This is a genomic window from Streptomyces sp. B3I8 (assembly GCF_030816915.1).
In the GTDB taxonomy this organism is placed as follows: Bacteria; Actinomycetota; Actinomycetes; order Streptomycetales; family Streptomycetaceae; genus Streptomyces.
In genome coordinates this window covers 7,089,265-7,114,499 of record NZ_JAUSYN010000002.1, presented here as the reverse complement: position 1 = coordinate 7,114,499, position 25,235 = coordinate 7,089,265, and the positions used below count along the sequence as shown (strand labels likewise).

General features: G+C 71.1%; 24 protein-coding genes and 1 pseudogene. 11 read left to right on the top strand and 14 right to left on the bottom strand.

Features of this window, described 5'->3' with window-relative positions; translation table 11 throughout:
- Positions 1-120: 120 nt before the first annotated feature.
- Complete coding sequence (locus QFZ64_RS33355) at positions 121-762, bottom strand: CoA transferase subunit B (RefSeq protein WP_307071205.1); 642 nt, start codon at positions 760-762, stop codon at positions 121-123.
- On the bottom strand, positions 759-1,508 hold the full coding sequence (locus QFZ64_RS33350) for a CoA transferase subunit A (protein WP_307071204.1): 750 nt from the start codon (positions 1,506-1,508) through the stop codon (positions 759-761). Before QFZ64_RS33350 ends, QFZ64_RS33355 begins: the two co-directional genes overlap by 4 nt.
- Positions 1,509-1,754: 246 nt before the next feature.
- On the opposite strand from QFZ64_RS33350, the pseudogene QFZ64_RS33345 reads away from it, so the two are divergent.
- Positions 1,755-1,945 (top strand): annotated as a pseudogene (locus QFZ64_RS33345) (fic family toxin-antitoxin system, toxin component); the annotation flags it as partial.
- Positions 1,946-1,989: 44 nt separating this feature from the next.
- Here the strand turns inward: QFZ64_RS33345 and QFZ64_RS33340 are convergent.
- The 7 genes from QFZ64_RS33340 to QFZ64_RS33310 all read right to left on the bottom strand — a co-directional run bounded on the left by QFZ64_RS33340 (position 1,990) and on the right by QFZ64_RS33310 (position 9,155).
- Complete coding sequence (locus tag QFZ64_RS33340; RefSeq protein ID WP_307071203.1) at positions 1,990-2,754, bottom strand: SDR family oxidoreductase; 765 nt, start codon at positions 2,752-2,754, stop codon at positions 1,990-1,992.
- Between the two features lie 31 nt (positions 2,755-2,785).
- The gene (locus tag QFZ64_RS33335; RefSeq protein ID WP_307071202.1) at positions 2,786-3,769 is read right to left on the bottom strand and encodes a cyclase family protein; all 984 of its coding nucleotides are present in this window, start codon (positions 3,767-3,769) and stop codon (positions 2,786-2,788) included.
- Positions 3,770-4,225: 456 nt separating this feature from the next.
- Positions 4,226-5,290, bottom strand: a complete 1,065-nt coding sequence (locus tag QFZ64_RS33330; protein WP_307071201.1) for an extracellular solute-binding protein — start codon at positions 5,288-5,290, stop codon at positions 4,226-4,228.
- Positions 5,291-5,456: 166 nt separating this feature from the next.
- Positions 5,457-6,611: an ABC transporter ATP-binding protein gene (locus QFZ64_RS33325; RefSeq protein ID WP_307071200.1), complete on the bottom strand. Its 1,155-nt coding sequence runs from the start codon at positions 6,609-6,611 to the stop codon at positions 5,457-5,459.
- Between the two features lie 8 nt (positions 6,612-6,619).
- Positions 6,620-7,510, bottom strand: a complete 891-nt coding sequence (locus QFZ64_RS33320; RefSeq protein ID WP_307071199.1) for an ABC transporter permease — start codon at positions 7,508-7,510, stop codon at positions 6,620-6,622.
- Complete coding sequence (locus tag QFZ64_RS33315) at positions 7,507-8,373, bottom strand: ABC transporter permease (RefSeq protein WP_307071198.1); 867 nt, start codon at positions 8,371-8,373, stop codon at positions 7,507-7,509. The genes QFZ64_RS33320 and QFZ64_RS33315 overlap by 4 nt, the downstream gene beginning before the upstream one ends.
- 17 nt (positions 8,374-8,390) lie before the next feature.
- Positions 8,391-9,155, bottom strand: a complete 765-nt coding sequence (locus QFZ64_RS33310) for an IclR family transcriptional regulator (RefSeq protein ID WP_307071197.1) — start codon at positions 9,153-9,155, stop codon at positions 8,391-8,393.
- A gap of 239 nt (positions 9,156-9,394) precedes the next feature.
- Between QFZ64_RS33310 and QFZ64_RS33305 the strand changes: the two genes are divergently transcribed.
- Genes QFZ64_RS33305 through QFZ64_RS33280 form a run of 6 tightly spaced genes read left to right on the top strand, consistent with a single transcriptional unit; the run spans position 9,395 to position 15,100 of the window.
- Complete coding sequence (locus QFZ64_RS33305; protein WP_307071196.1) at positions 9,395-10,306, top strand: DUF6282 family protein; 912 nt, start codon at positions 9,395-9,397, stop codon at positions 10,304-10,306.
- Complete coding sequence (locus tag QFZ64_RS33300; RefSeq protein ID WP_307071195.1) at positions 10,306-11,250, top strand: 3-keto-5-aminohexanoate cleavage protein; 945 nt, start codon at positions 10,306-10,308, stop codon at positions 11,248-11,250. The genes QFZ64_RS33305 and QFZ64_RS33300 overlap by 1 nt, the downstream gene beginning before the upstream one ends.
- Positions 11,247-12,158, top strand: a complete 912-nt coding sequence (locus QFZ64_RS33295; RefSeq protein ID WP_307071194.1) for a hypothetical protein — start codon at positions 11,247-11,249, stop codon at positions 12,156-12,158. Before QFZ64_RS33300 ends, QFZ64_RS33295 begins: the two co-directional genes overlap by 4 nt.
- Positions 12,155-12,424 (top strand): hypothetical protein, encoded by a 270-nt coding sequence (locus tag QFZ64_RS33290; protein ID WP_307071193.1) that lies wholly within the window; start codon positions 12,155-12,157, stop codon positions 12,422-12,424. The genes QFZ64_RS33295 and QFZ64_RS33290 overlap by 4 nt, the downstream gene beginning before the upstream one ends.
- Positions 12,417-13,643, top strand: a complete 1,227-nt coding sequence (locus QFZ64_RS33285; protein WP_307071192.1) for an iron-containing alcohol dehydrogenase — start codon at positions 12,417-12,419, stop codon at positions 13,641-13,643. The genes QFZ64_RS33290 and QFZ64_RS33285 overlap by 8 nt, the downstream gene beginning before the upstream one ends.
- Positions 13,640-15,100, top strand: coding sequence for an NAD-dependent succinate-semialdehyde dehydrogenase (locus QFZ64_RS33280; protein ID WP_307071191.1), 1,461 nt, complete (start codon positions 13,640-13,642; stop codon positions 15,098-15,100). The genes QFZ64_RS33285 and QFZ64_RS33280 overlap by 4 nt, the downstream gene beginning before the upstream one ends.
- Before the next feature lie 122 nt (positions 15,101-15,222).
- Here the strand turns inward: QFZ64_RS33280 and QFZ64_RS33275 are convergent, their stop codons facing one another.
- Positions 15,223-15,879, bottom strand: a complete 657-nt coding sequence (locus QFZ64_RS33275; RefSeq protein WP_307071190.1) for a bifunctional 2-polyprenyl-6-hydroxyphenol methylase/3-demethylubiquinol 3-O-methyltransferase UbiG — start codon at positions 15,877-15,879, stop codon at positions 15,223-15,225.
- A gap of 218 nt (positions 15,880-16,097) precedes the next feature.
- Between QFZ64_RS33275 and QFZ64_RS33270 the strand changes: the two genes are divergently transcribed.
- The 4 genes from QFZ64_RS33270 to QFZ64_RS33255 all read left to right on the top strand — a co-directional run bounded on the left by QFZ64_RS33270 (position 16,098) and on the right by QFZ64_RS33255 (position 21,389).
- Positions 16,098-18,848 carry a SpoIIE family protein phosphatase/ATP-binding protein gene (locus tag QFZ64_RS33270; protein ID WP_307071189.1) on the top strand — a complete coding sequence of 917 codons (2,751 nt, stop codon included), beginning with the start codon at positions 16,098-16,100 and terminating at the stop codon, positions 18,846-18,848.
- Positions 18,849-19,033: 185 nt separating this feature from the next.
- Positions 19,034-19,756, top strand: coding sequence for a nuclear transport factor 2 family protein (locus QFZ64_RS33265; RefSeq protein ID WP_307071187.1), 723 nt, complete (start codon positions 19,034-19,036; stop codon positions 19,754-19,756).
- On the top strand, positions 19,753-20,091 hold the full coding sequence (locus tag QFZ64_RS33260) for a YciI family protein (RefSeq protein WP_307071186.1): 339 nt from the start codon (positions 19,753-19,755) through the stop codon (positions 20,089-20,091). The genes QFZ64_RS33265 and QFZ64_RS33260 overlap by 4 nt, the downstream gene beginning before the upstream one ends.
- Positions 20,092-20,144: 53 nt before the next feature.
- Positions 20,145-21,389 (top strand): RNA polymerase sigma factor, encoded by a 1,245-nt coding sequence (locus tag QFZ64_RS33255; protein ID WP_307071958.1) that lies wholly within the window; start codon positions 20,145-20,147, stop codon positions 21,387-21,389.
- Between the two features lie 128 nt (positions 21,390-21,517).
- Here QFZ64_RS33255 and QFZ64_RS33250 read toward each other — a convergent pair whose 3' ends face one another.
- From QFZ64_RS33250 to QFZ64_RS33235, 4 genes are all read right to left on the bottom strand, one after another.
- Positions 21,518-22,849: an acyltransferase gene (locus QFZ64_RS33250; RefSeq protein ID WP_307071185.1), complete on the bottom strand. Its 1,332-nt coding sequence runs from the start codon at positions 22,847-22,849 to the stop codon at positions 21,518-21,520.
- A 159-nt stretch (positions 22,850-23,008) separates the two neighbouring features.
- Positions 23,009-23,449, bottom strand: a complete 441-nt coding sequence (locus tag QFZ64_RS33245; protein WP_307071184.1) for a hypothetical protein — start codon at positions 23,447-23,449, stop codon at positions 23,009-23,011.
- Between the two features lie 174 nt (positions 23,450-23,623).
- Complete coding sequence (locus tag QFZ64_RS33240; protein ID WP_307071183.1) at positions 23,624-24,685, bottom strand: CdaR family transcriptional regulator; 1,062 nt, start codon at positions 24,683-24,685, stop codon at positions 23,624-23,626.
- A gap of 113 nt (positions 24,686-24,798) precedes the next feature.
- Positions 24,799-25,023 carry a hypothetical protein gene (locus QFZ64_RS33235; RefSeq protein ID WP_307071182.1) on the bottom strand — a complete coding sequence of 75 codons (225 nt, stop codon included), beginning with the start codon at positions 25,021-25,023 and terminating at the stop codon, positions 24,799-24,801.
- Positions 25,024-25,235: the final 212 nt, after the last annotated feature.

Sequence of the window (25,235 nt, the reverse complement as noted above, 5' to 3'; positions counted from 1 at the left end):
CCCGAGACGCTGGTCTGGGACAACGAGGCCGACGTCGGCCGCGGCCGTCCCACACTTGAGTTCGCCGCGTTCGCGGGACTGCTCACCCCCAAGGTCTGCCTGGAACTGGACCGTGGCCGGCTATCCGGCCGACTCGACGAGCAGGCCGACGCCGGTAGCGGCCCGCACCTCCTCCACGGTGACGTCGGGGGCGAGTTCGCGCAGCACGAGTGCGCCGCCCCGGACGTCGATCACGCCGAGGTCGGTGATGACGTGTTGCACCACCGCCCGGCCCGTGAGCGGCAGGGAGCACTCGTCGACGAGCTTGGGATTGCCGTGACGGTCCGTGTGTTCCATGACCACGATGACGCGCCGGGCGCCGTGCACCAGATCCATGGCGCCCCCCATGCCCTTGACCATCTTGCCCGGCACCATCCAGTTGGCAAGGTCACCGTTCCGGGAAACCTGCATGCCACCGAGAACCGCGGTGTCGATGTGACCACCGCGGATCATGCCGAACGACAACGCCGAATCGAAGAAAGCCGCACCGGGGTTCACCGTCACCGTTTCCTTGCCGGCGTTGATCAAGTCGGGATCGACGTGGTCCACGGTCGGGTACGGGCCGGTGCCGAGTATCCCGTTCTCCGAGTGAAGCACCACCCGGACCCCTGCGGGCAGGTAGTTGGGGATCAAGGTCGGCAGTCCGATCCCCAGATTGACGTACTCGCCGTCGATCATCTCGGCTGCGGCGCGCGCAGCCATCTGTTCACGTGACCAACTCATGCCGACACCGTCCGCTTCTCGATTCGCTTGTCCACCGCGCCCACGCGTACCACTCGCTGCACGAACACCCCCGGCAGGTGTACCTGCGCCGGATCGAGTTCGCCGGGTTCGACGAGCTTCTCGACCTGGGCGATGGTGACCCGGCCGGCCATGGCGACAAGCGGGTTGAAGTTCATGGCGGTCTTGGCGAACACGAGATTGCCCTCGGCGTCGCCGACCTCGGCGTGGACGAGTGCGAAATCCGCCGTGATCGACTCTTCGAGAACGTAGCTCCGGTCACCGAACTCGCGGGTCTCCTTGGGCGGCGACGCCACTGCGATCGAGCCGTCTGCGTTGTACCGCCATGGCAGGCCGCCCTCGGACACCATGGTGCCGATACCGGCCGGTGTGTAGAAGGCGGGGATCCCGGCACCGCCCGCACGCAAGCGTTCGGCCAGCGTGCCCTGCGGGGTCAGCTCCACCTCGAGCTCACCCGACAGGTACTGGCGCGCGAACTCCTTGTTCTCGCCCACGTACGACGCGGTGACCCGGCGGATCTGGCCGGCCGACAACAGTACGCCCAGACCGCAGTCGTCGACGCCGCAGTTGTTGGAGAACACTTCGAGCCGGGTCACTCCGCTCATGGCGAGGCCACCGATCAACTCTGACGGAATACCGCACAGGCCGAACCCTCCGACCGCGAGCGACGATCCGTCGACGATGTCCGCGACTGCGGCTGCGGGAGAATCGAACACCTTCGATCTCATACTGTCCTTCCAGGGATTGGTGAGGGCGTCAGGGCCGGCTCGCCGGTTCGGCCCGGATCCTCCGAGTCGGCTCGGCCTGTGCCGAGGCGCTGGGGGTGGTGCCGACGTCCCTCTGCCGTCGCGATATCGGCGGACCACCTTCGCCGGCGGCGCGGCACGGTTCGCAGCGCGACGGCATGAAGTGGGCGAATGCCTCGGCGAGCGTCGCGCGGGCGGCGACCGCCCCTCAACCAGGTGCCGTATGCGCGGCGCTGGTGCGGGCTGGAGCGCTCCGACCTGGCCGTGGCCGCCGCGACGGGAGTGTTGTACCTGGAGGCCTCCGGGATCCCGTCGAGCCCGCGCGCGAGGACGCGCTCGCCCTCCGCGACCTGCTGCGCGATCCGGCCTGCGGCGCCTCCCGGATCGCCGCACTGCTGCACGGCCGGCCCCGGGCGAGCCGAGAGCGCGGCCACGCCCTGCCGGCGGCGCCCGGACGGGACGGTCAGCGCTGCGCGCCCATCACGTCGAGCACCGCGCCGGTCACGAGAGAGGACTTCCCGGAGAGCAACCATGCGATGGCCTCGGCGACTTCCTCCGGGAGACCAGCGCGGCCGAGAGGGTTCTGTGCGGCGAACTCGGCGATCCGGTCGGCCTGGCCGGTCTTGGCATGGATGGGGGTGTCCACCATCCCGGGCCGGACGGAGTTCACTCGGATGCCGTCGCGCGCGACCTCGACGGCGAGTCCCTTGGTCATGGTGTCGACGGCCGCCTTCGAGCCGGCGTAGTGGATGAACCGGCCGGGCGAGCCGGTCAGGGCACCGATGGAGGAGACGTTGACGATGGTGCCGCCGTTGCCGCCGTGCTTGGTCGACATCCGCTTGATGGCCTCCCGGCAGGCGATCAGCACGCCCACCGTGTTGACCGCCAGCAGATCCATCGTCTCCTGCCACTCGTACTCGTCGGCGGCGCGGTGCCGAGGCCCGTTCACGCCGGCGTTGTTGACCAGTGCGGTGACCGGCCCGAAGGCCTCGTCGGTCGTTTCGAAGAGCCGGAGGACGTCGGCCTCCGAGCCCATGTCGGCCTGGACGGCGATGGCGTCACCGCCGGCCTCCTTGACGTCCTTCACGACGCCCTCCGCCTGGTCCTTCGAGCGGTTGTAGTTCACCACCACTCGCGCTCCGGAGGAGCCCAGCAGCCGCGCGGTCGCGGCGCCGATCCCGGTGCTCGCTCCGGTGACGATGACGATGTCGTTCTCGAAGTCGTTCATATCTCTCTCTCGACTGCGTTCGACGGGGGACTCAGGCGATCGCCAGTGCGTTGGGCGGGGACCCGACCCCGCCGATGATGTTGAGCGGCTTACAGGTCAGGAAGAACTCGTAGCGCCGCTCGCGGAGGCAGTACTCGGCGAGTTCGTCGAGCTTCCACAGTTCCCCCATCGCCATGCCCAGCAGAGCGATGAGCGGCCGGTGCAGCATCCCGCTGTGGTCGACACCGTGCTCCGGTGGCCGCTCGCCGGGCACGCGGAAGTCGGACTCGACGACCGGGTCCGCCTCGACGCCGGGAGTGTCACTGGCGACGAGCGCGATCTCGTGGTCCCACAGCCAGCGCAGCGTCGCTTCCCTCTGTGCCAGACCGGGTGACTTGTTGCGCGCGTTGAACTCGATGCGCTCCTCGGTCGACTTCGCGACGTAGTTCTCCGCCCAGCCGGTGCGCAGCAGCAACAGGTCGCCGCCGCGCCAGTCGACGCCCTGGTATGCCGCGATCGCGTCGAGGGTGTCGGCGTCGATCAGCACGGTCGACTCGACGTCGTACTCACGGCCTTCGGCCGCGAAGTAGCGAGGCACGTCCAGCAGCACGCCCCGTCCGGCGATGCCGGCCTGTGCCCAGCGGTGGATGCCCAGCCGAGTCGTGTCCTCGGAGTTGTCCTCCGCCGACAGTCCGTTGTAGAACCCGTGCCGCGGGTGCCCGATGTGCCGCAGTGCGTCGATCTGCGAGGTGGACTGCAGGTAGAAGGAGTCGAGCCAGTCGTCGCGGTGGAACTCGTTGTTGGCGAACACGTGGTGCTCGGTGGCCGGCCGCGTCCCGGTGGGGTACGGCTCGAAGGCGTTCACCGTGTGGTCGAGGTTGAACCTCTCGCCCGTGCGGATCAACGTGGCCGCCGCGGCGACCCGTTCGGGGGTCAGCCAGTTGATCGTGCCCAGCTCGTCGTCGCGTCCGAAGACGTCCCAGGCCGAGTACGGGGGCTGGGCGTTCACGAGCTGGTCGTATGTCGGCTTGGTCATAGGTCGGCCTCCGGCGGCGCTCCGTTCGCGCCACTGATCGCGTGTGCGGTCTCCCGCGGTTTCTCGTGCACCGGAGCCGAGACGGTGTCGCCGGCTCCCAGGAATGTCACCGTGGCCCGATGCCCCTTCTCACCGAAGGCCGGTCCTGCCGCCACGAGCGGCAGGACCTTCGGGCTCACCACGCCGTACTCCTCACGGCGCACCTCGGCCACCTCGCCGTCGGGACGGGGCCTCCGGCAGCCGTGGCTCTCCGGCTGGGGGGTGCCGGTCGCTGCCGTCGAGGCGCGGCAGCGACGGGCCCGTGGTCCGGCTCGGACCGGTTCTCGCCGCCGGCCCTCACCGTCCGCGGAGGGAGGCCCGGGGCGAGTGCCCCGTCCGGGGCGCTGTCCGCCCTGTACGGACGGCTGTTCGCAGGGAGGACATCCCGGCCCGGGGCTCGCAGCGCGACGAGGAACGTCATCCGGCCAGCCAGTTCTGCAACTTCGTGGTCACATCGTTGAAGTTCTTGGCATACCAGTCGATGTCCTGGAGGACTGTCTTGCCGGTGTTCGCCGGGCCGTACACCTCGACCTGCTTGGCCTCCTTGGAGAGGTTCGGCTTCGCGGCCTTGTTGATCGGCGCGGTGCCGAGCGCCTGGGAGATGTTGGCCGAGGCCTCGGGACCGAGCACCCAGGCCATGAACTTCTCGGCGTTCTTCTTCTCCGGCGACCCCTTCGGTACGGCGAAGCCGTTGATGGAGGTGACCGTCACGTCCCAGACCACGGTGATGTCGACGCCGTCCTGCAGGAGCGGAGTGATGCGCGAGTCGGGCAACGCGAAGATGTCGACCTGGCCGGCCCCGACCGCCTGCTGGAGCGCACCGACGTTGGGCGCGAAAGTGGTCTGATCGCGAATTGTGTCGAGCTTCTTGAGCGAGCGGTCGACATCGAGGGGATAGAGGTTGCCGGGCGACACTCCGTCGGCCAGCAACGGGTACTCGAGGATGCCGTTCTGCAGGTTGTTGACCAGCCCTCGCTTGCCGGGGAACTTCTTGGTGTCGAAGAAGTCCGCCACGGTCTTGGGCGCCTTGGCGGGGTCGGGGAATGCCTTGGTGCGGTAGGCGATCGGCGTGGCGTTGATGAAGTTGCCGGTGTAGCACTTCCCTATCGACTGCTCGACGAGTTCGCTGCGCTTGACGCCGGTGATCTCGAGCGGTTCGAACAGCGTCCCGCAGTTCTGCTCGGCGGCAGCCGGCGAGGTGGCGATGACGTCCCACTTCACCTGGCCGCTTTGGACCTGCGCCTTGACCTGTGCGACGTCGGTCGGCGAGGTGTTGACGAAGCTGACGCCCGGGTTCTTCTTCATGTACGGCTTCTGCCAGGCCTCCTCCATCGTCTTCTGGCCGTCGCCGCCGTAGGCGACGAAGGTCAGCTTTCCGTCGCCCTTCTTGCCGGAGCCCTCGGACTCACCGCCCGCGCAGGCGGCCAGCAGTGAGGCGCAGACGAGTGTGCTGAGAATCCCGAGAACTCTCTTGCTTGCCATCAGGGTCACTTCTTTCTGTCACGGCTCGCTTCAATGTGTTCAGAATGTAGATTCCGACTTCACATTTCGAACGCTAGGACCTGTGCGGCGACCCCGACAAGAGGTCGGAGCGCCTTTTCTTGCGTGATGTGCACTGGCTGTTCGTATCGTGAACGAAGCGAGTGCCTCAGCGAGCCACCACACGCTGCCGGTCGACATGCCACCAGGCGGTCACCGCCTGGCCCTCCCGCAGACCGCCCTCCTGGGGCGCCAGCCGGGCGCGTCCCACGGTCCCCCCGCCTCCGAGGGAGAGTACGGCGGTGCGGTAGGAGCCCAGGTAGTCGAGCTGGCGCACAGTGGCGGAGACATGGTTGGCCCCGGACGGCACCTCGTCCGGCGTGGTGGCGATCCGCATGTCCTCCGGGCGGACCACGAGTGCGGCCGGTTCCCCGGCGGTGACCCGCGGCGACACCGTGCCGGCCTCGACCGCCAGGGTGCGGCCCTCCCAGGCCACCGCGCTCCCCGACGTGACACCTTTCGCGTCCGCGATGTCGAAGACGTTGGAGTCGCCCAGGAAGCGGGCGGTGAACAACGTCTCGGGTGTCGCGTAGAGCGCCTCGGGGGTGCCCACCTGCTCGAGACGTCCCTTGTTGAACAGCGCGATCCGGTCGGAGAGGTTCATCGCCTCCTCCTGATCGTGTGTGACGAACACGAACGTCGACCCGAGCTCACGGTGGATGCGCTGAATCTCTTGCTGCAGGGTGCCGCGCAGGTTGCGGTCCAGCGCTCCGAGCGGCTCGTCGAGGAGCAGTGCGTTGGGGTCGAAGACGATGGCGCGGGCGAGCGCCACACGCTGCTGCTGCCCACCGGAGAGCTGGGAGGGGTAGTGCTTGTCGCGTCCGGTGAGTTGCACCAGTTCGAGTACCTGGCCGACCTTCTCGGTGATCCGCGCTTTGGGCAGTCGGCGTTCGCGCAGGGGGTAGGCGACGTTCTGCGCCACGGTCAGATGGGGGAAGAGCGCGTAGTTCTGGAACAGCATTCCCAGATTGCGCTTGTGCGGGGGCAGTGCGCTGACGTCACCGCCGTTGAACATGATCGACCCCGTGGTGAGGGTCTCGAAGCCCGCTATGAGGTTGAGCGTCGTGGTCTTGCCGGAGCCGCTCGGCCCCAGCAGTGTCATGAACTCTCCCGGCTCGATCGTCAGCGAGATGGTGTCGACCGCGGGCTCGGGGAGACCGAAGTCCTTACTGACGTCGGTGAGCCGGATCCGGGTCCCCGACCGGTTGTTGACCGCCTCCGCGGCGGCCTCGGGGGTGGGCGTCGTGGCGTGGGTGGTGGGCATGCGATCTCCTATCGCGTCTTGGTTCGGCTGCCCAGGTACTGCAGGACGAGGCAGACGACGGTCACCACGACCACCACGAGGCTGGATGCCGCGGCCATGGTGGGGTCGATCTCGTAGGTGACGCTGTTGTACATCTGCACGGGCATCGTCTGGAATGTCGGATCGCGCAGGAACAGGGCGATGACGACCTCGTCGAACGACGTCACGAAGGCGAAGACGGCGCCGCTGAGGATGCCTTTGCCGATGAGCGGCATCGTGACCCGGCCGAACGTCCTGAGCGGCGACGCTCCCAGCGACGCGGAGGCGCGCACGAGGGTGGAGTCGAAACCGCTGAGGGCGCTGGTCACCGCCACCAGGACGAAGGGGACGCCGATGGCGGCATGGGCGAGCACGTAGCCCTGCACGGTCCCGACGAGGTGCCATTTGAGGAACGAGATGTAGACGGCGACCGCGACGACGATCGCGGGCGTCACCAGCGGAATCATGAGCAACGCCCGCAGGATCCGCGCCGGCTTGCCCTGAAGGTGGTGCAGGCCTACGGCCGCGGCGGTGCCGACGATGGTCGCGATGAGGGCGGCCAGCAGCCCGACCACCACCGAGTTGCGCAGCGAGGTCAGCCAGTCCGGGTCGGTGAAGAAGTTGCGGTAGAGGTCGAGGCTGAGGTTCTTCGGCGGGAAGGCGAACGACCGGGTCGAGCCGAAGCTCATCGGGATGACGAACACCGTCGGCAGGATCAGGTAGACCGCGACGAGAGCGACGACGAGCTTCAGCCACCAGGGGATCGGGTCGATCCCGCGGGCGCGCCCGCGGCTGCGCCGTGTCGCCGAGGGGGACTGTGCCGGCGGGAGCGTCGCCGGCTCTTTCATGGCAGCTGGGCTCTGGGCGGGTTGCAGTGTCATTCCTCCTCCTCGGCGGAGGTGGTCGGGACGATGCCGATGGCGGAGACGTTGCCCCCCACCCGGTAGGCCAGGGCCACGAGTGCGAGGGTGACCGCGAGGACGATCATCCCCAGCGCACCGGCACCGGCGAAGTCCAGGAGCTGGGTCGTGCGCGTCGCGAGCAGCTGGGCGACCAGCGACTGCTGGGGCGAGCCGAGCAGGGCCGGGGTGACGTAGAAGCCGAGTGCCAGGGTGAACACCAGGACCACGCCGGCCACGACGCCGCCGCGCGACAGCGGCCAGTAGACCTTCCAGAATGCCTTGATCGGGTGCGACCCGAGACCGCGGGCGGCCAGTAGCAGCCGCCGGTCGATCCCGCTCAGGGCGCTGTAAAGGGGCAGCACCATGAACGGCAGCATCACCTGGCTCATCGAGATGGTGACGCCGGTGCCCGTTCCGTAGAAGACCACGCTGTGGCCGAACAGACCGAAGAAGGAGTCCACCGGCCCGTCACGCTGGAGGATGAGGATCCACGCGAAGTTGCGGGCCATCACGGAGGTCCAGAACGGGATCAGCACGAGGACCAGCAGCAGCCCGCGCATCCCCGGTCCGACCCGGGTCATCACGTAGGCGTAGGGATAGCCGCACAGGAGCGTCACCACCGTCACGACCGCGGAGATCGATGCCGTACGCCCGAGCACCCGCAGTGTGACACCGTCGGTGAACAGGTTCTGGTAGTGCCGAAGGGTCCAGGTGGGCTCGCCGAGACTGCGGACGAAGCTCTGCGCCAGAGGAAACAGCAGGATCGCCGCGAGCAGGCCCACGGCCGGCACCATCAGCAGCCAGAGCGGGTTCAAGTGTTGTCGTTTCATCCATGTCGTCATCGACATCGTCTCCTGTCCTAGCCCGAAACCATGGTTCCGAGCGTCTGTGCTGCTTCTTCGAGCTCCTGCACGCGCCGGGCGGAACGCTCCAAGGGCTGGAGCATGGTGCTCGTTCCGATCAGTGCCATCGCGGCGGAGGCCTCATTGCCCACGAACACCGGCGCCGCCACGGAGGCCAGCCCTTGCCCGTGGAGTTCCGCCCAGGCGATGCCCTGGCGGCGTACCGCCGTCAGCGCCTCGCGCTCCAGGGCGGCCTCGGCGGGACCGAGTACGGCGTGCCCCCGGGTGACGGCTGCCGGGTCGGTCGCGAACGCGAGCAGCGCCCGGGTCTGGGCCGCCTTCGGTTCGAGCACGGTGCCGACCCTGACAGTGAGGATGATCGTGCCGCGGTGCGCCTCCTCGACCAGCGTCACCACCGCCCCGGTACGCCCGAGGAAGCTGAGCACCGTCGTGAGGTCGGTGCTGTCGGAGAGCTGGCGCAGGACTGCGGGCGCGAGGGTCAGTATCTGCTGGCGCTCCGACACCAGGGCCGAGAGTTGGTCGAGCAGCGGCCCCGGACCGTACGTCGTGCTGAGGAATCCGGCGGTCTGGAGTGACTGCAGGTAACGGTGTGCGGTGGTGCGGTTGAGCCCGAGTCGTTCGGCCACCACCGCGGGAGTCAGGCTGCGGGTGTCCTGGTCGAGCAGCGCCAGCACGTTCGCGGCGCGGTCGATCGACTGGATCCCGCCTCGCTCCGTCTCGCCGGATGGCGCCGCGTTCGATCGACGCACCTCGATGCTCATGTGGTCCTTCCTGGATATGGAGGGCCGAGATCGGCGCCCCGCCGCCGGCCCCACGGACAGGCGCCCCGCCGTCGACCCTCGGAACGTTCGCAATGCAAGCACAGGCTTCGCAATCTGAACAAGACCTCGGTGACAAGCGATCTGGGCGACCCCATTGGTGGGCAAGTCGTTCGTTGACACCCAGAAGTGCGTGTGCGTAATCTGAATCTCGATTACGCATCCTGAACATAGGAGAGGGAATGACCGTCACGGTGGAACCGACTCCCGCACTGCTCGAGGTCCTGGACGGTGTCGTGGATCTGCACTGCCACTCCGGGCCCAGCCCGTTCCCGCGCCGGTTCGACCATGTGGAGGCCTCCCACGACGGGGCGCGCATCAACATGCGGGCGATCCTGTGCAAGTCCCATCACCACAACACCGTGATGGACCTGCTGGCGATGAGGACCCAGCTCGCCGAGGCACCCACCCCGATGTACGGCGGGGTCGCGCTCAACTCCGAGGTCGGCGGGATCAACCCCTCCGCGGTCGCGGTCGCCATCAACATGGGCGGCCGCTGCGTCTGGGGGCCCACGGTCTCCGCGGCCCAGCACATCGATGCCCACAGCCACGACGACGGATTCCCCTCCGCGGCGGGCAACCTCTACGAGGAGGAGGTCTCGGTCTTCGACGACTCCGGCGAGGTGTCGGAGCAGACTCACCTCGTCACCAAACTGGTCGCGGAGGCCGGCATCATGCTCACCGGCGGGCACCTGGACGCCGAGTCGATGAAGGCCTACTTCAAGACCGCCGCCGCCAACGGGGTCCGCCGCATCCTGTTGCACCACCCCGACTTCATCGTCAACGCCTCCGACACCGACATCGAGGAGATGGTGGGGTACGGCGCCTACGTGGAGCACGAGCTCTCGATGTATCACCCGGACGTCCCGGCGCCCGACTTCACGATCGAGCGGCTCGTCAACTGGATCGAGAAGGTCGGCCCCGAGCGAACGGTCATCAACTCCGACCTGGGCCAGAAGGGCAACCCCCTCCCGGTGGACGCCTATCTGTACATCGTGCAGCAGCTGCTCGACCACGGTGTCTCCGCGCAGGACGTGCGTCAGATGATCTGCCGCAACACCGCCTTCCTGCTGGGCCTGGAGGAGACCGCCTGATGAAGGTCGCCGAGAAGGTCATCATCAGCACGGCCGTCACCGGATCCGTGAACGTGCCCTCGCAGAGCCCGTATCTCCCGCTGTCCGCCGAAGAGGTGGCGGACAGCGCGATCGGTGCGGTCGAGGCGGGCTCGGCGATCGTGCACCTGCACGCACGTCACCCCGACGGCCGCCCCGCGTACGAGCCCGAGATATTCGAGGAGATCGTCGGACGCATCACGGACCGGACCGACGCGGTCATCAACATCACCACCGGCGGCTCGACGGCCATGACGCTGGAGCAACGCCTGGCCGGCGCCATCCGGGTCCGGCCCGAGCTCGCCTCGATGAACATGGGCTCGATGAACTTCGTCTACTCCGGTATCGCCGACAGGGTCACGGAGTGGAGGCACGACTGGGAGAGGCCCTACGTCCTCAACACGTACAGCCAGCCCTTCGTGAACACCTTCGACAAGATCGAGGAGACACTGCGGGCCCTGGGGGAACTGGGCACCCGCTTCGAGTACGAGTGCTACGACATCGGGCACCTCTACTCACTCGCCCACTTCGTCGAGAAGGGACTGGCCAGGCCGCCGCTGCTGATCCAGGGCGTCTTCGGCATCCTCGGCGGGATCGGTGCCGACCACGACAACCTCGAGCACATGGTCAGGGTGGCCGACCGGCTGTTCGGTGACGACTACTCGTTCTCCGCGTTCGCCGCCGGGCGCGACCAGATCCAGTTCGGCACCCACAGCGCCTGGCTGGGCGGACATGTCCGGGTCGGCCTCGAGGACAGTCTGTGGATCGGCAAGGGCCGGCTCGCGGAGAGCAACGCCCAGCAGGTCCACAAGATCCGCGCCGTGATCGAGGACCTCGGCAAGCAGATCGCCACCCCGGCCGATGCGCGCGCCCTGCTCGCGCTGCGCGGCGCCGGAGCCTCCACCGAAGGGAGTAAGCGCATATGAGTACCTATGCCGCCGACGACATCCGGTCCCAGCTGTCCACGGCCACCCCGGCCAGAACAGTGGATCCGAGCACGCCGATCCGGTCGGCGCAGCGGATCGAGTTCCGTTCCCATCCGCCCACCGAGGTCGGCCCGAACGGCAGCCGGACGTGGGTCGCCCGGGCGGCGAACCTCGTCATCGCCTGGACCGACGCCCGGGCCGGCGATGTCTTCACCCGGTCCGGTCAGCCCGACGAGTACGCCGTGCTTCTGTACTCCGACAGCGCCCCGGTCACGGTGACGGGCGGTGGGACGTCAGCGACGCTCGACGAGGAAGCCCTCGTGGTGGTGCCTCCCGGCGACAGCGAGATCCGTGTCGAGGGGGACGGTGCGCTCATCCGGCTGTTCTCCCACCGGGCCGAGGACCTCGCCGAACGCGCCGTGAACTCCGAGGTCTACGCCGAGCCCGACGAGCGGGTCACTCCCCTTTCTCCCTGGCCCGACCCGGTCGACGGGTTCGCGCTCCGCGTCTACCGGCTGGCAGAGACCCCGATCACCGAGGGCCGGTTCGGACGGATCTTCCGTACGACGAACCTGATGGTCAACTTCCTCGCCGAGGAACCGCAACCACGCGACGCACACAAGCTGTCGCCGCACCACCACGACGACTTCGAGCAGATCTCGCTGGCGGTGAAGGGCCGATTCGTCCACCACATCCGCTACCCGTGGGGACCGGACTCGACCCAGTGGCGGGCCGACGAGAGCCTCGAGGTCGGCAGCCCATCGATCTGCGTGATCCCGCCGCCGACCGTCCACACCACCCAGGGGGTCGGTGAGCATCAGCAGCTCATCGACATCTTCTCGCCACCCCGCGAGGACTTCTCCGCCTCGGGCTGGGTGCTCAACGCCGAGGACTACCCGGCGACATGAGCACCCCCCGGCATCAAAGACGCCTCCTGCGCGCAGCCCACGCCGAGCACGACGGACCAGCGCTCGGGACCTGGGGCACGCTGCCCGCGAGGGAGGTCGTGGAGATCTTCGCCCGTGCAGGCTTCCACCACACCATGTTGAACAACGATGCCGGCCTGCTCGGCGGCGCCGCCCGGTTGGCGGTGGAACCGGCGGTCAACGGGGCGGCCGACACGGCATCCAGGGCCGGCAGCGCCGGCGGCAGAGAATGGCTGACCCATGCCTGAGCTCACCGGAACACTCCGTCTCCCCGCACGTGTGCATTTCGGCTACGGTACCCGTGCCCAGCTGGCCGAGGTCGTCGCCGTCCATGGCCGACGAGTGCTCGCGGTCGTCGACCCGTTTCTCCGGGGCTCGCGACACCTCGCCGATATCGTCACCGGGCTCGAGACGGCGGGCCTCACCGTGCGGGTGCACTCCGACATCACCCCCGAGCTTCCGGTCGCCACCCTCGACGGCGCGGCCGAACTCGCCCGCACGTACGGTGCGGACGTCATCCTCGCGATCGGCGGCGGCAGTGCCCTGGACGCGGCGAAGGTGGTGGCGCTCCTCGCGACCCATGGCGGCCCGTTGAGCCGCTACTACGGGGAGAACCTCGTCCCCGGCCCCGTCCTCCCGATCGTGGCGGTCCCGACCACGGCCGGCACCGGCTCGGAGGTGACTCCCGTCGCCGTCGTGTCCGACCCCGAACGCGAACTCAAGGTAGGCGTCTCCAGTCCGTTCCTTGTACCGGCCGCGGCTGTCGTCGACCCTGAGCTCACCCTCGGGGCGCCCGCCACCGTGACCGCGTACTCGGGCATCGACGCACTGGTACACGCGGTGGAGTCGTTCACCGCCCGCCCCCTCGACCCGGACTGGGCTTCCACGGTGCCGGTGTTCACCGGCCGTAACGCCCTGGCGGAATCGGTGGCCCTACAGGCCGCGGCGCACCTGGGGCCGTGGCTGTCGCCCGCCGTGCACACGCCCGCGGACCGCAGGGCGCGCGAGGAGGTCGCCCGCGGCGCGCTCCTCGCCGGCATCGCCTTCGGCTCGACCGGCACTCATCTGTGCCATGCCCTGCAGTACCCGATCGGGGCCATGACCAGCACACCGCACGGGCTCGGTACCGGGCTGCTGCTCCCCTACGCCCTGGACGTGATGCGGACCGAGCCGGACATCGCCGATCGGATCGCCCGCCTCGGCGCCGCTCTTGAAGGGCTGCCCGCCCAGGAGGCGTCCGCCGAGCGGACCATCCGCAGGATCGTCGAGATCAACCACGCCATCGGGGTACCCGGTTCGCTCACCGAGATCGGCATCTCGCGAGACCAGTTGCCGCAGATCGCCGGACTCGCCCAGAAGTCGCAGCGACTGCTGGCGATCGCGCCGGTCGAGCCGACCCACGAGCTGCTGCTCGACCTCCTCGGACGTGCCCTGGCCGGAACCCTGAAGAAGGAGACCCTCGCATGACCTTGCCCAGCCCTCCCCCACCCGGCCTCCCCCCGGTGCATGCCGACCTGTTCATCGACGGCACGTGGCGCGCCGGCGCCGACGGCGGCCGGTTCGATGTGGTCGACCCCGCTGACCTCTCCACGATCGCCGCGTTCGCCATCGCGACCGAGCGGGACTGCCACGACGCCGTCGACGCGGCAGCCGCCGCGCTGGACGACTGGGCGGCGACCGCACCACGGGAGCGCGGTGAACTCCTCCGTGCCGCGTACGAGCTGCTCACCGCGGAGGAGGAGCACCTTGCGACCCTGATCGTGCGGGAGAACGGCAAGGCCTGGGCCGACGCCGTCGGCGAGGCGCGCTACGCCACCGAGTTCTTCCGGTGGTTCGCGGAAGAAGCGGTGCGGATTCCGGGCGAATACCGGCGCTCGCCGTCCGGCGACAAGCGGATCGTCGTCGACCGGCAGCCGGTCGGGGTCTCGCTGCTGATCACCCCATGGAACTTCCCGGCCGCGATGGCGACCCGCAAGCTCGCTCCGGCCCTCGCCGCCGGGTGCACGACGATCCTCAAGCCCGCGCGCGAGACGCCCCTGACGGCGGCGTACGTCGTGGAGGCGCTGCGTCGAGTGGGCGTCCCGCGCGGGGTGGTCAACCTGGTCACACCGGTGCCGACAGGTCCACTGGTGCAGCAGATGATCGATCGCGCCGAGGTGCGGAAGGTATCGTTCACCGGGTCGACCGAGGTGGGCCGGACCCTGCTGCACGCCTGCGCCGACAGCGTCGTCAGCACATCGATGGAGCTCGGCGGCAACGCCCCGGTCATCGTCCTGCCCGGCGCGGACCTCGACCTCACGGTCGCCGGGGCCCTGCAGGCGAAGATGCGCAACGGCGGCTCGGCCTGCACCGCCGCGAACAGGTTCTACGTACACACCTCACTCCACGACGAGTTCGTCGCCCGCATGGACGCCGCCCTGGCCGAGATGGTGGTCGGCCCGGGCCTGGACCGCTCCCACCACCTCGGAGCCCTGGTCTCCGTCGCAGAGCGCGACAAGGTCGCTGCCCTCGTCGACGACGCGGTCGCGAGCGGCGCCACCCTCGTGCGCGGCGGAAAACCCTCGGCCACGGGCGCCTTCTACGACGCGACCCTCCTGACCGACGTCGAGCACGGGTCGCAGATCAACGTGACCGAGATCTTCGGACCGGTCACGGCGGTGGTCCGCTACGACGACGTCGACGACGCCGTACGCATGGCCAACGACACGGTCTACGGGCTCATGGCCTACGTCTTCGGCGAGGAGCGGGCCGCCATGGCCGTTGCCCGGCGGCTCGAAGCCGGCATGGTCGCTGTCAACAGGGGCGTGGTGAGCGACCCGGCAGCGCCGTTCGGAGGCGTCAAGCAGAGCGGCCTCGGCCGCGAGGGCAGCTCGGAGGGGATTCTGGAGTTCCTCGAGGAGAAGTACATCGCCCTGACCGAGTGACTGAGGGCTGGCCGGGCGTCCTGCGTCCCGGCCGGCCTCGCTCTCCCAGGACGTTGGGCGGGGCGAGCGCGGCCCGGGACGGGTTGCCGCCAGGCTCGGCGCTCGGGGCCGACGGCCCCGCCTCAGGCTCCCGAGCCCGACCCCCCTCCCACCCGGCGCAGCCGCCACACATGGTCCTCACGGTATCCGCGCACCCCGTCCGGGGAGGGACTCGGCCTGCGGAGTGTCTCCTTCGTCTCGAGCACCCACTCCTCCTCCGGCAGTGCCAGCCGCTGGAGCAGCCCGTCGAGCGTGGGGAACTCCGCCTCGAACGGCGGCTCCTCCTGCCACGACGGCCACCCGGCGTGCATCACGATCAGCAGGGTGCCGCCGGGGGCGAGTGCGTCGGCGGCCCGGCGCAGGGCCCCGTCCTGGTCCAGCGCGACCGGGGACTGCAGGTATTCCGCGTTGACCAGGTCGAAGGTGCCCTTTGGGAAGGACCTGCCCAGTTCGTGCCGCTCCCACGTGGTGCGGTCACCGACGCCGGCCTCGGCGGCGTGCGCGGCGGCGCGGGCGAGGGCGGTGGGCGAGATGTCGACGCCGGTGACCTGCCAGCCGCGGGAGGCGAGCCAGACGGCGTCGGCGCCCTCGCCGCAGCCGAGGTCGAGGGCGCGGCCGGGTCGCAGTCCCTCCGTCTGCTGGACGAGCGGGGTGTTGGGGCGACCGCTCCAGACCCGCCCGTTGTCCCGGTATCGGGCCTCCCAGAAGGCGGCGGGGTCGCTGGCGGGGTCGGGGTGCATGGGCCCTCCTGAGTGACTGCGCGTCGGAAGCGGGGTGCGGCGCCGAGCCGGTCCGGCGCCCTGGGGAAGCGTGCGGCCCCGTCGGCACCGCGGGCAAACAACTTTGCCGTTACGGCAATGAGTAGTTCTCGGGAATGTCGGAGAGGGATCGGGAAGGAGCGCACCCCCGGGACGGGGTGGGCCTCGCCTCGGGGCGGTGCGCAGTGTAGACATGGGGCATGGTCCGACTGCCGGGTCGATCTCGGGCTCAGCCGCCCCGCCGCGTCGGCGCCTCGCGTGCCGGTCGCGCGGACGGGCATGCACCGCCGTCCCCCGCCCGCCCCCGCCGTCGGCGGCCGCTCGCCAGGCTGTGGGCGGCGGTCAGCGGCCGCAGCGTCGCCGGACAGGTGTTCGTCCTCCAGGCCGTGATCGTCATGCTGCTGATCGTCGCCTCGGTGGTGGCGCTGGTGCTGCAGGTGCGTCATGACACCACCCAGGAGGCGCGCAACCGCTCGCTCGCCGTCGCCGAGACCTTCGCCAACGCGCCCGGCACCCTCCAGGCGCTGCACAGCGCGAACCCCACCAAGGTGCTGCAGCCAAGGGCGGAGGCGGTGCGCAAGAGGGCGCACGTGGACTTCGTCGTCGTCATGAACACCGACGCGATCCGCTTCACGCACCCCAAGCCGGACCGCATCGGGAAGAAGTTCGTCGGCACGGTCGCCCCCGCGCTGGCCGGACGACCCGTCACCGAGGAGATCGACGGCACGATCGGCAGGCTGGTGCAGGCCGTCGTCCCCGTCGAGGCGCCCGACGGTTCGGTGCAGGGGCTGGTGTCGGCGGGCGTCACCACCGACAACATCGGCGGCGCCGCCGATCGGCAACTCCCCCTCCTGCTGGGCGCCGCGGGTGTCGCGATGGCCCTGGCCACGGCGGGCACGGCACTGGTGAGCCGCCGGTTGCAGCACCAGACGCACGGTCTGGGCCCGGCCGAGATGACGCGGATGTACGAGCATCACGACGCGGTGCTGCACGCGGTGCGCGAGGGTGTGGTCATCGTCGACGGCGGCGGGCGGCTGGTCCTCGCCAACGACGAGGCGCACCGGCTGCTGGATCTGCCGGACGCGGCCGAGGGCCTGCGGGTGGGCGAGCTCGGCCTCGCCCAGGACATGGCCGATCTTCTGGCGTCCCGTCGGATGGCCACGGACGAGGTGCACCTGGTCGAGGGCCGGTTGCTGGCGGTCAGCCAGCGGCCCACCCAGTTGCGCGGCGGCCCCTTCGGCAGCGTCGCCACGCTGCGCGACACCACCGAGCTGCGGGCGCTCTCCGGCAGGGCCGAGGTGGCACGCGAGCGGCTGCGGCTGCTGTACGACGCCGGGGTCGGGATCGGCGCCACCCTGGACGTCACCCGTACCGCCGAGGAGTTGGCGGAGACGGCCGTGCCGCGTTTCGCCGACTTCGTCACCGTGGACCTCTCCCCCGAGGTGCTGGAGGGTCAGGAGCCGAAGCCGGCCAGCACCCTGCGCCGCTCGGCGCTCAGCGGCCTCCGTAAGGACGCGCCGCTGTACCCGGTGGGCGAGCGCATCACGTTCGTCCCGAGTTCCCCGCAGGCGCGCAGCCTGAGCACCGGCACGGCGCTCCTCGTACCGGACCTGTCCCGGGCCCCCGACTGGCAGGCCCAGGATCTGGAGCGGTCCGCGCAGGTGATGGAGCAGGGCATCCACTCGCTGATCACCGTGCCGGTGCGGGTGGGCCCGCTGGTGATGGGTCTGGTCAACTTCTGGCGCTCGGAGCGGCCTGAGCCGTTCGACCAGGAGGAGCTGGTCCTCGCCGAGGAGCTCGTCGCGCGGGCGGCGGTCTCCATCGACAACGCGCGCCGCTACACCCGCGAGCACACGATGGCCGTGACGCTCCAGCGCAGTCTGCTGCCGCGCAACCTCCCCGACCAGAGCGCCCTGGACCTCGCCTACCGCTACCTCCCGGCGCAGGCGGGGGTGGGCGGCGACTGGTTCGACGTGCTGCCGCTGTCGGGGGCCCGGGTCGCCGTCGTCGTCGGTGACGTGGTCGGGCACGGGCTGCACGCCGCCGCCACCATGGGGCGGCTGCGCACGGCGGTGCGGAACTTCTCGGCGCTCGACCTGCCGCCGGACGAGATCCTCGCCTACCTGGACGAGCTCGTCGACCGCATCGACCAGGACGAGGCGCAGGACGACACCGCCGCGATCACCGGCGCGACCTGCCTGTACGCGATCTACGACCCGGTCTCGCGGATCTGCACTATGGCGCGGGCGGGGCATCCGCCGCCGGCCGTGGCCGGTCCGGACGGCGAGGTCGTCTTCCCCGATGTGCCGGCCGGTCCCCCGCTGGGCCTGGGTGGTCTGCCCTTCGAGACGGCCGAGGTGGAGCTGGCCGAGGGCAGCCGCCTGGTGCTGTACACGGACGGCCTGGTGGAGAGCAGGGAGCGGGACATCGACGTCGGCCTGGAGGCGCTGCGCCGGGCGCTGGCCGCGGCCGGTGACCAGTCCGTGGACGCCGTCTGCCGGTCCGTGCTGGAGACCCTGCTGCCGGCCGGCCAGAACGACGACGTGGCCCTGATCGTGGCCCGTACGCGGGCGCTCGGCGCGGACGACGTGGCGGAGTGGGAGGTGCCGTCCGATCCGGCGGCGGTCGGCGTGGTGCGCGCGCAGGTGTCGCGGCGGCTGGCCGAGTGGGGGCTGGACGAGCTGGTCTTCGCGACGGAACTGATCCTGAGCGAGCTGGTGACCAACGCGATCCGCTACGGCAGCGGTCCGATCCGGGTGCGGATGCTGCGGGACCGGAGCCTGATATGCGAGGTGTTCGACGCGAGCGGGACGTCACCGCACCTGCGGTACGCGGCGACGACGGACGAGGGCGGGCGGGGACTGTTCCTGGTCGCCCAGGTGGCGACGCGGTGGGGCACGCGGTACGTACGGGAGGGGAAGGTCATCTGGGCCGAGCAGGCGCTGGGGTGAAGGGTGCTCCGGGGCCGGGGCTGGGCGTCTTCGCGGATCACGCGTGAGAAGAAATGGCGCGGCGTTGTCGATACGGCGCCGGCCCGTTCGTCGGTGGGGTGACGGACCGGGTGGGACACGGCATCTCATCGAGAACCTGACGAACACCCGGCGGACGCCCCACGAAACACCGGGAGGACTCCACCATGAAGTACATGCTGCTGGTCTGCGGCGACGACACCGCCGACGCCACCGGGATGCCCCCTGTCGAACCCTGGGTCGAGGAGTTGGGGAACCAGGGCGTACGGCTGCACGGCCACCGGCTGCGGCCGCCGGCCGAGGCCGTCACCGTCCGCGTGCGCGGCGGCGAGGTGCTGCGTACCGACGGGCCGTTCGCGGAGACCAAGGAGTACGTCGCCGGGTACGACGTGCTGGAGTGCGACACCCTCCAGGAGGCCGTCGACGCGGCCGCCAGGCACCCCGTGGCCACGATCGGCGCCATGGAGGTACGGCCGTTCTGGGACGACGAGGACGCCCGCGAGCCGCTGCGCCTGCTCGACGCCGCACTGACCCTGGCCGCCCGGGAACGAGACGTGGAGGCCGCCCTGGCCCACTACACGCCGGACGTGGAGGTGATCTCCCCGGCCGGCGTCGCCGTGCACGGGACCGCCGCGCTGCGCAAGGCGTGGGAGGGGGCGTACGGGTCGGTGGTCGGGCCGGTGCGCCGGGAGGTCGTCGAGTCCTCCCTGCACGTCGCCGAGAACGTGGCCTTCGGCCGTGCCCTGGTCCGGACGACCGGCACGCTCACCGACGGCACGGCCCTGGACCGGCTGCTGCGGGTCACCACCGGGTACCGGGCGGTCGCGGAACGCTGGTTCATCGCCCACGAGCACCTGTCCCTGGCCACCGGCGAGGAGGGAGCGTCATGAGATACGCGTTCTTCATCTGCGTCCCGGTCGACGGTCCCGGGGCGAGCCCCGAGGAGGTCATGGCCGACCCGCGCTTCGCCGCCTACATCGAGGCGGCGCGGGCCGGCGCGGTGACCGGCGGGGCCCGGCTGCGGCCGGCGTCCGACGCCACGACCGTACGGGTCGCGGGCGACGAAGTGCTGCTCACCGACGGGCCGTTCGCGGAGGCCAAGGAGTACGTCGCCGGAATCGACTTCGTCGAGGCCGCCGACCTCGACGAGGCGATCGCCCTGGCCGCCGAACACCCGGCAGCGGCCGGCGGGGGCTCGGTGGAGGTACGGCCGGTGTGGGAGTGAGCTCCGCGGGCGGTGGCGGGGGCGCGACCGGTGGCGACGGCGAGGCGGAGGCGGTGGAGCGCGCCGTCGCCGACGCCTTCCGCCGCGAGTGGGGTCAGGTCGTCGCCACCCTCATCCGGGTGACCGGTGACTGGGACCTGGCCGAGGAGTGCGCGCAGGACGCCTTCGCGGGTGCCCTGGACCGGTGGCGGCGCGACGGGGTGCCGCGCCGCCCCGGCGCCTGGCTGACCACCACCGCCCGCAACCGCGCCCTGGACGTACTGCGCCGGGAGGCGGTCGGGGCGGCGAAGCTGCGGGAGGTGGCGGTGCTGGGACGCGACGAGCCGTCGTACGACGGTACGGGCTCCGCGAACTCCCCCGACGACAGCGGGGTGCACGACGACCGACTGCGGCTGATTTTCACCTGCTGCCATCCGGCGCTGCCCGTCGAGGCCCGGGTCGCGCTCACCCTGCGCACGCTGGCCGGGCTGACCACCGCCGAGATCGCCCGCGCGTTCCTGGTGTCCGAGACGACCATGGCCGCGCGCCTGACCCGCGCCAAGCACAAGATCCGCAACGCGGGCATTCCCTACCGGGTGCCGCCCGCGCATCTGCTGCCCGAGCGCACGGGTGGGGTGCTCGCGGTGCTGTACCTGCTGTTCAACGAGGGGTACGCGGCCACCTCCGGCACCGAGCGGCTGCGCGCGGAGCTGTGCGCGGAGGCGCTGCGGCTCGCCCGGCTGCTGGCGCGGCTGATGCCCGACGAGCCGGAGGTGCTGGGGCTGCTCGCGCTCCTGCTGCTGCACGACGCCCGGCGCGCCACCCGGACCGACGCCGCCGGGGACCCCGTCGGCCTGGAGGACCAGGACCGTGCCGCCTGGGACCGGACCGCGATCGACGAGGGCACCGCCCTGCTGGAGACGGCGCTGCGGCGCGGCCGGCCCGGCCCGTACCGGATCCAGGCGGCGATCGCCGCCTGTCACGCCACGGCGGTCACGGCGGCGGAGACGGACTGGGCGGACATCGCCGCGCTGTACGGCGAGCTCGTGCGCCAGGTGCCGTCCGCGGTGGTCCGGCTCAACCGCGCGTTCGCGGTGGGCATGGCGCGGGGGCCGGAGGCGGGGCTCGCGCTGGTGGCGGAGCTGGAGCGGGAGGGCGCGCTGGACGGGTACCACCTGCTCCCGGCGACCCGGGCCGACCTGCTCCGCCGCGCGGGGCGCCGGGACGAGGCCGCCGTGGCGTACGGGCGGGCGCTCGGCCTCGTCGGCAACGAGGCGGAACGCCGGTTCCTGCGGAAGCGGTTGGCGGAGTGCGGGTAGAGGCGATTCGGCGCGGGTTCGGGTGCGGGTGCGTCGTGGTTGCCCGCGATGGTTCGGCTCGGGTGCGGGTGCGTCGTGGTTGCCCGCGCGGTTCCCCGTGCCCCCGCAAGCCGGCCTTCGCACCACCCCTACGCCGCCTCCGTCACCGCGCTCCCGTCGTCCCGGAGGCGGGCCGTACGACGTCGTCCGGCGGACGCCACGAGGGCGACGCCCAGCGCCAGCCCCAGCGCCGGCAGTACGGGGACGCGTCCGCCGGGGGCGAAGCCATGGCCGGCGAAGCGGGTGAGCGCGGCCGTGCTCAGGGCCAGGCCGCACCACAGCCGCCCGCCCCGGCCGGACCCCGCGGTGGTCCACGCGTACAGCGCGGTAAGCCCCCGCTCCCAGGGCCGCAGCACCCGTACCAGCGTTGCCAGCACCACCCCCAGCACGGCCAGCCACGGCAGTCGCAGCGCCCACCAGCCGCCGGAGCCCAACGCCGGCTGCGGGGCCAGCCCGGTCAGGTAGAACGCCGCGGCGACGACGAGGACCGGCACCATGTGCCACAGGTACAGCGTCATGCTCGCGCCGCCCACCGGGCGCACCGCCCGCCAGACCCGCGCCCTGTCCAGCAGTCGCCGTACGGCGGGGGCGAGGAGGAGGCACAGGCCGATCTGGGCCACCGTCCACGCGAGCATCGCCGCGGAGGGCGGGTCGGTGTTGCTGACGCGCTGTCCGGTCACCAGGATCAGGCTCACCGGGAACGGCCCGAGGGCGACCAGGGCCGCGAAGGCGAGCGCCCCGCCCGCCGTCAGCGCGGCGGGCAGCGCGGCCGGGGCCCGCCCGCGTCCGGTGAGCAGGCCGTCGCGCCAGCAGAAGCCCGCCTGGTAAGCGACGCCCCAGACAAGGATGTAGTTGAGCGGCCCGATGTACGGGGTGCCGGCCGCGAGCACCAGGACGTCGACGAGCAGGGCCGCCACCGCCATGGCCGCCGGGACCCGTACGCCCCAGCGTCGGTGGGCCGCGTGCAGTACCGGGGTCGCGGCGCTGAGCAGCAGATACACCGGCAGGAACCAGAACTGCATGGCCAGCGCCCACCCGACCGTCGCCAGGGTGCCGGGGTCCACGCCGAGGCCGGCGCAGACGGCGAGGGCGAGGAGGGCCAGTGCGCTGTACGCCCCCGCCGGCAGCAGCAGGCGCAGGGCCCGGGCCCCGACCCAGTCGGCCGCCCCGGCGCCCGCCTCACGGGCGCGGGCCCAGGAGCCGCTCGCGGCGTGCCCGCCGGCCAGGAAGAACAGCGGCATGATCTGGAAGGCCAGGGTCAGCCACTGGGTGCCGGGGACGGCCAGCAGCAGTTCGGGGGCGGTGACCTCTCCGCCGGGGGCGCGGACCAGCGCGGTGATCAGCCAGTGCCCCACCACCACGCAGACGATCGCCCAGGCCCGCAGGAAGTCGATGTACCGGTCTCTGCCCGTGGGGTCCATGAGATGGATGCTGCCGCAACCGGTGCGGCGTCGAGCCGGGGATCCCGTGCCGCAACCGATCCGTGCCCGGTCCGATACCGGTGGACGGTGCCGCCGCCGGTGCCGAACCGATGTCGGCACCGGCGGCGGCACCCACCTGAAGAGAAACGTTTCTTCTAGTCAGGCGGCGGTTGCCAGCCGTCCCGCCAGGTCGCGTCCGTCGGCCTTGACGGCGGGCGGGAAGGTGAGCTTGAGGCCCTGCTCCTGGCCCTGCACGGTCAGGACGGTCTTGACACCGAGGCCGAGCAGCGCCGAGCTCGCCGGGGCGGCGGTGATGTACTCGCGCGGCAGCGACATCAGCAGCTTGCCGGGCCGGCCGCTGCCCTGGACGGCCTCCACGAACAGCAGCCGACGGTCGGTCAGGACCCAGTACATGGGACGCGGCTGGGCGACGGCGATGACGGCACCGGCGGTGAGCGCGCCGACCACCGCCGTGGTGAGCACCCGGCGCTTGGCGGAGACCGAGCCGACCTTGGCGAGCGAGGCGAGCTCGATCTGCTCCCCCTGGGTCAGCAACGGAGCCACGGTGCCGAGGAGTTTCTGCTTGCGTCTGTTGTTCATGACCGTCCGTACGGGGAGAAAGGCGTGTGACTCACGCCCGACCTGCGGCTTTTCCGCAGGGTGCAGGAGAGGAGCGTACGGGTGGGCCCGCACAGCGCACGTAAAGGCGGCGTCAGTAATCCGCAAGGAAACGGGCCGGGTTCGGTCAAGTGGGGCGGAACAGAAGATTGCGGCTCACACGTCCGATTCGGGCCAGCCGAGGAGCCGGGCGCCGATCACCGCCGTCTGCAGGGTGTAACGGTGCACGGGGTCGGAGGGGTCGGAGCCGGTGAGTTTGTGGATGCGGTCGAGCCGGTAGGTGAACGCGCGGACGCTGAGGCTCAGTCGGCGGGCCGCCTCGGCGGAGACGCAGCCGGAGTCGAAGTACGCGGTGAGCGTGTCCAGCAGCGGCCGGGCACCGCCGCGCGCGGCTTCCAACGGGCCGAGGGCGTGCCGCACCAGATCGGCCATGGCCTGCCGGTCGCGGGCCAGTACGGGGTAGACGAGCAGGTCGGCGGCGTGCAGTACGGGCTCGTGCAGGCCGAGCCGCTCGGCCAGGTGAAGGGCGTTGAGGGCTTCCTCGTAGGAGTGCACCACTCCCCCGGCCCCGGGGTGGGCCCGGCCGATGCCGACCTGCCCGCCGTCCAGGCAGGCGTGCGCCTGCCTGGCGAAGTAGGCGAGCACCTCGCTCTCGTCGCCCGGGGCGACGCAGATCAGCCGGCCGTCCTTGGTGGTGAGCAGTATGCGCCGCTCTCCGAAACGGGCGACGAGGGCCCTCTCGACCTGCCGGGTGGCCGGATGGGTCTCGTCCACGGCGCGCTCCCCGACGGCGACGGCGACCGCGTGGGCGCGGGAGAAGAGCAGACCGAAGCGCTCGGCCCGCTCGGAGAGCCGGCCGAGGTCGCTGCGGCCGTAGAGCAGGTCGTCGATGAACTCGCGGCGGGCCGCCTCCTCCTGGCGCATCGCGAGCTTCTGGGCGCGTTCGTGCCCCTCGGCGAAGGCGTCCACCGCGTGCTCGACGACCGCGAGCAGGCGGTCGGTGCCGGTGGCGGGCAGCGTGGGCCAGAGCTCGCGGGTGACCGAGAGGTGCCGGCGGACGAGGGCGCGCAGCCCGTGCCCCGCCTCTGCGGCGCGCTCGCCCTGCGCCCGCAGTGACTCCAGTTCGTCCCGGGTGAGGCGGCGGCCGGTCGCGCAGACCTCCGCCAGGATCCGCGCGTACTCCTCCAGGTGTGCCTCGTCCGCCCCGGCCCCCGCCACTTCCGCCCCCGCTCTCAGTGCCCTCTCCCCCTGTCCGTGCGCCGCGGCGGCCGGAGCCGCGTGGGTGGGAACAGAGTAGACAGGCCTACTGACAACAGCAGGTCGCAGGGGTCTCACCCGCGCTCGCGCAGGCGACGGTTCCGGTAGGCCCGGCCCCGGCGCCGGTCGGCGCGCGGCGCGCGGGTGGCGGCGGCCTCCGTCCCCGGTCCGTCGGCGGCGGTCTCCGTCCACGGTCCGTCCGCGCTCGTGGGCATGCGCCGACGGTCCCCGCGTGTCAGGGCCGCCGTGCCGACGGCGATGACCAGGACGGCTGCGGCGAGCGGCAGCAGGAAGGCCACGGTCACTCCTCTCGGCGGCGGCCCGGGGCCCCGGTTCCGGTTCCACGCGGTGGGACGGTCGGCGGACCGTGCGGCACGGCGGCGGGACACAACCGGTCGGGCGAAGGACGGAACACCGCCGGCACGGCGGCGGGGTACTACCGGTCCGGGTGCCGGACACCTGCCGGTGTCCGGCACCCGGACCGCCCCCGTGCTCCCCCGCGCCTCCATCA

What these genes read in the sequence shown, in the direction of transcription:
- QFZ64_RS33265 (WP_307071187.1), top strand. Translation starts at nt 19,034, where the DNA reads ATGAAGTACATGCTGCTGGTCTGCGGCGACGACACCGCCGACGCCACC.
- QFZ64_RS33315 (WP_307071198.1), bottom strand. Translation starts at nt 8,373, where the DNA reads ATGACGACATGGATGAAACGACAACACTTGAACCCGCTCTGGCTGCTG.
- QFZ64_RS33260 (WP_307071186.1), top strand. Translation starts at nt 19,753, where the DNA reads ATGAGATACGCGTTCTTCATCTGCGTCCCGGTCGACGGTCCCGGGGCG.
- QFZ64_RS33305 (WP_307071196.1), top strand. Translation starts at nt 9,395, where the DNA reads ATGACCGTCACGGTGGAACCGACTCCCGCACTGCTCGAGGTCCTGGAC.
- QFZ64_RS33320 (WP_307071199.1), bottom strand. Translation starts at nt 7,510, where the DNA reads ATGACACTGCAACCCGCCCAGAGCCCAGCTGCCATGAAAGAGCCGGCG.
- QFZ64_RS33325 (WP_307071200.1), bottom strand. Translation starts at nt 6,611, where the DNA reads ATGCCCACCACCCACGCCACGACGCCCACCCCCGAGGCCGCCGCGGAG.
- QFZ64_RS33285 (WP_307071192.1), top strand. Translation starts at nt 12,417, where the DNA reads ATGCCTGAGCTCACCGGAACACTCCGTCTCCCCGCACGTGTGCATTTC.
- QFZ64_RS33245 (WP_307071184.1), bottom strand. Translation starts at nt 23,449, where the DNA reads ATGAACAACAGACGCAAGCAGAAACTCCTCGGCACCGTGGCTCCGTTG.
- QFZ64_RS33340 (WP_307071203.1), bottom strand. Translation starts at nt 2,754, where the DNA reads ATGAACGACTTCGAGAACGACATCGTCATCGTCACCGGAGCGAGCACC.
- QFZ64_RS33330 (WP_307071201.1), bottom strand. Translation starts at nt 5,290, where the DNA reads ATGGCAAGCAAGAGAGTTCTCGGGATTCTCAGCACACTCGTCTGCGCC.
- QFZ64_RS33355 (WP_307071205.1), bottom strand. Translation starts at nt 762, where the DNA reads ATGAGTTGGTCACGTGAACAGATGGCTGCGCGCGCCGCAGCCGAGATG.
- QFZ64_RS33300 (WP_307071195.1), top strand. Translation starts at nt 10,306, where the DNA reads ATGAAGGTCGCCGAGAAGGTCATCATCAGCACGGCCGTCACCGGATCC.
- QFZ64_RS33270 (WP_307071189.1), top strand. Translation starts at nt 16,098, where the DNA reads ATGGTCCGACTGCCGGGTCGATCTCGGGCTCAGCCGCCCCGCCGCGTC.
- QFZ64_RS33295 (WP_307071194.1), top strand. Translation starts at nt 11,247, where the DNA reads ATGAGTACCTATGCCGCCGACGACATCCGGTCCCAGCTGTCCACGGCC.
- QFZ64_RS33250 (WP_307071185.1), bottom strand. Translation starts at nt 22,849, where the DNA reads ATGGACCCCACGGGCAGAGACCGGTACATCGACTTCCTGCGGGCCTGG.
- QFZ64_RS33290 (WP_307071193.1), top strand. Translation starts at nt 12,155, where the DNA reads ATGAGCACCCCCCGGCATCAAAGACGCCTCCTGCGCGCAGCCCACGCC.
- QFZ64_RS33280 (WP_307071191.1), top strand. Translation starts at nt 13,640, where the DNA reads ATGACCTTGCCCAGCCCTCCCCCACCCGGCCTCCCCCCGGTGCATGCC.
- QFZ64_RS33275 (WP_307071190.1), bottom strand. Translation starts at nt 15,879, where the DNA reads ATGCACCCCGACCCCGCCAGCGACCCCGCCGCCTTCTGGGAGGCCCGA.
- QFZ64_RS33310 (WP_307071197.1), bottom strand. Translation starts at nt 9,155, where the DNA reads ATGAGCATCGAGGTGCGTCGATCGAACGCGGCGCCATCCGGCGAGACG.
- QFZ64_RS33335 (WP_307071202.1), bottom strand. Translation starts at nt 3,769, where the DNA reads ATGACCAAGCCGACATACGACCAGCTCGTGAACGCCCAGCCCCCGTAC.
- QFZ64_RS33350 (WP_307071204.1), bottom strand. Translation starts at nt 1,508, where the DNA reads ATGAGATCGAAGGTGTTCGATTCTCCCGCAGCCGCAGTCGCGGACATC.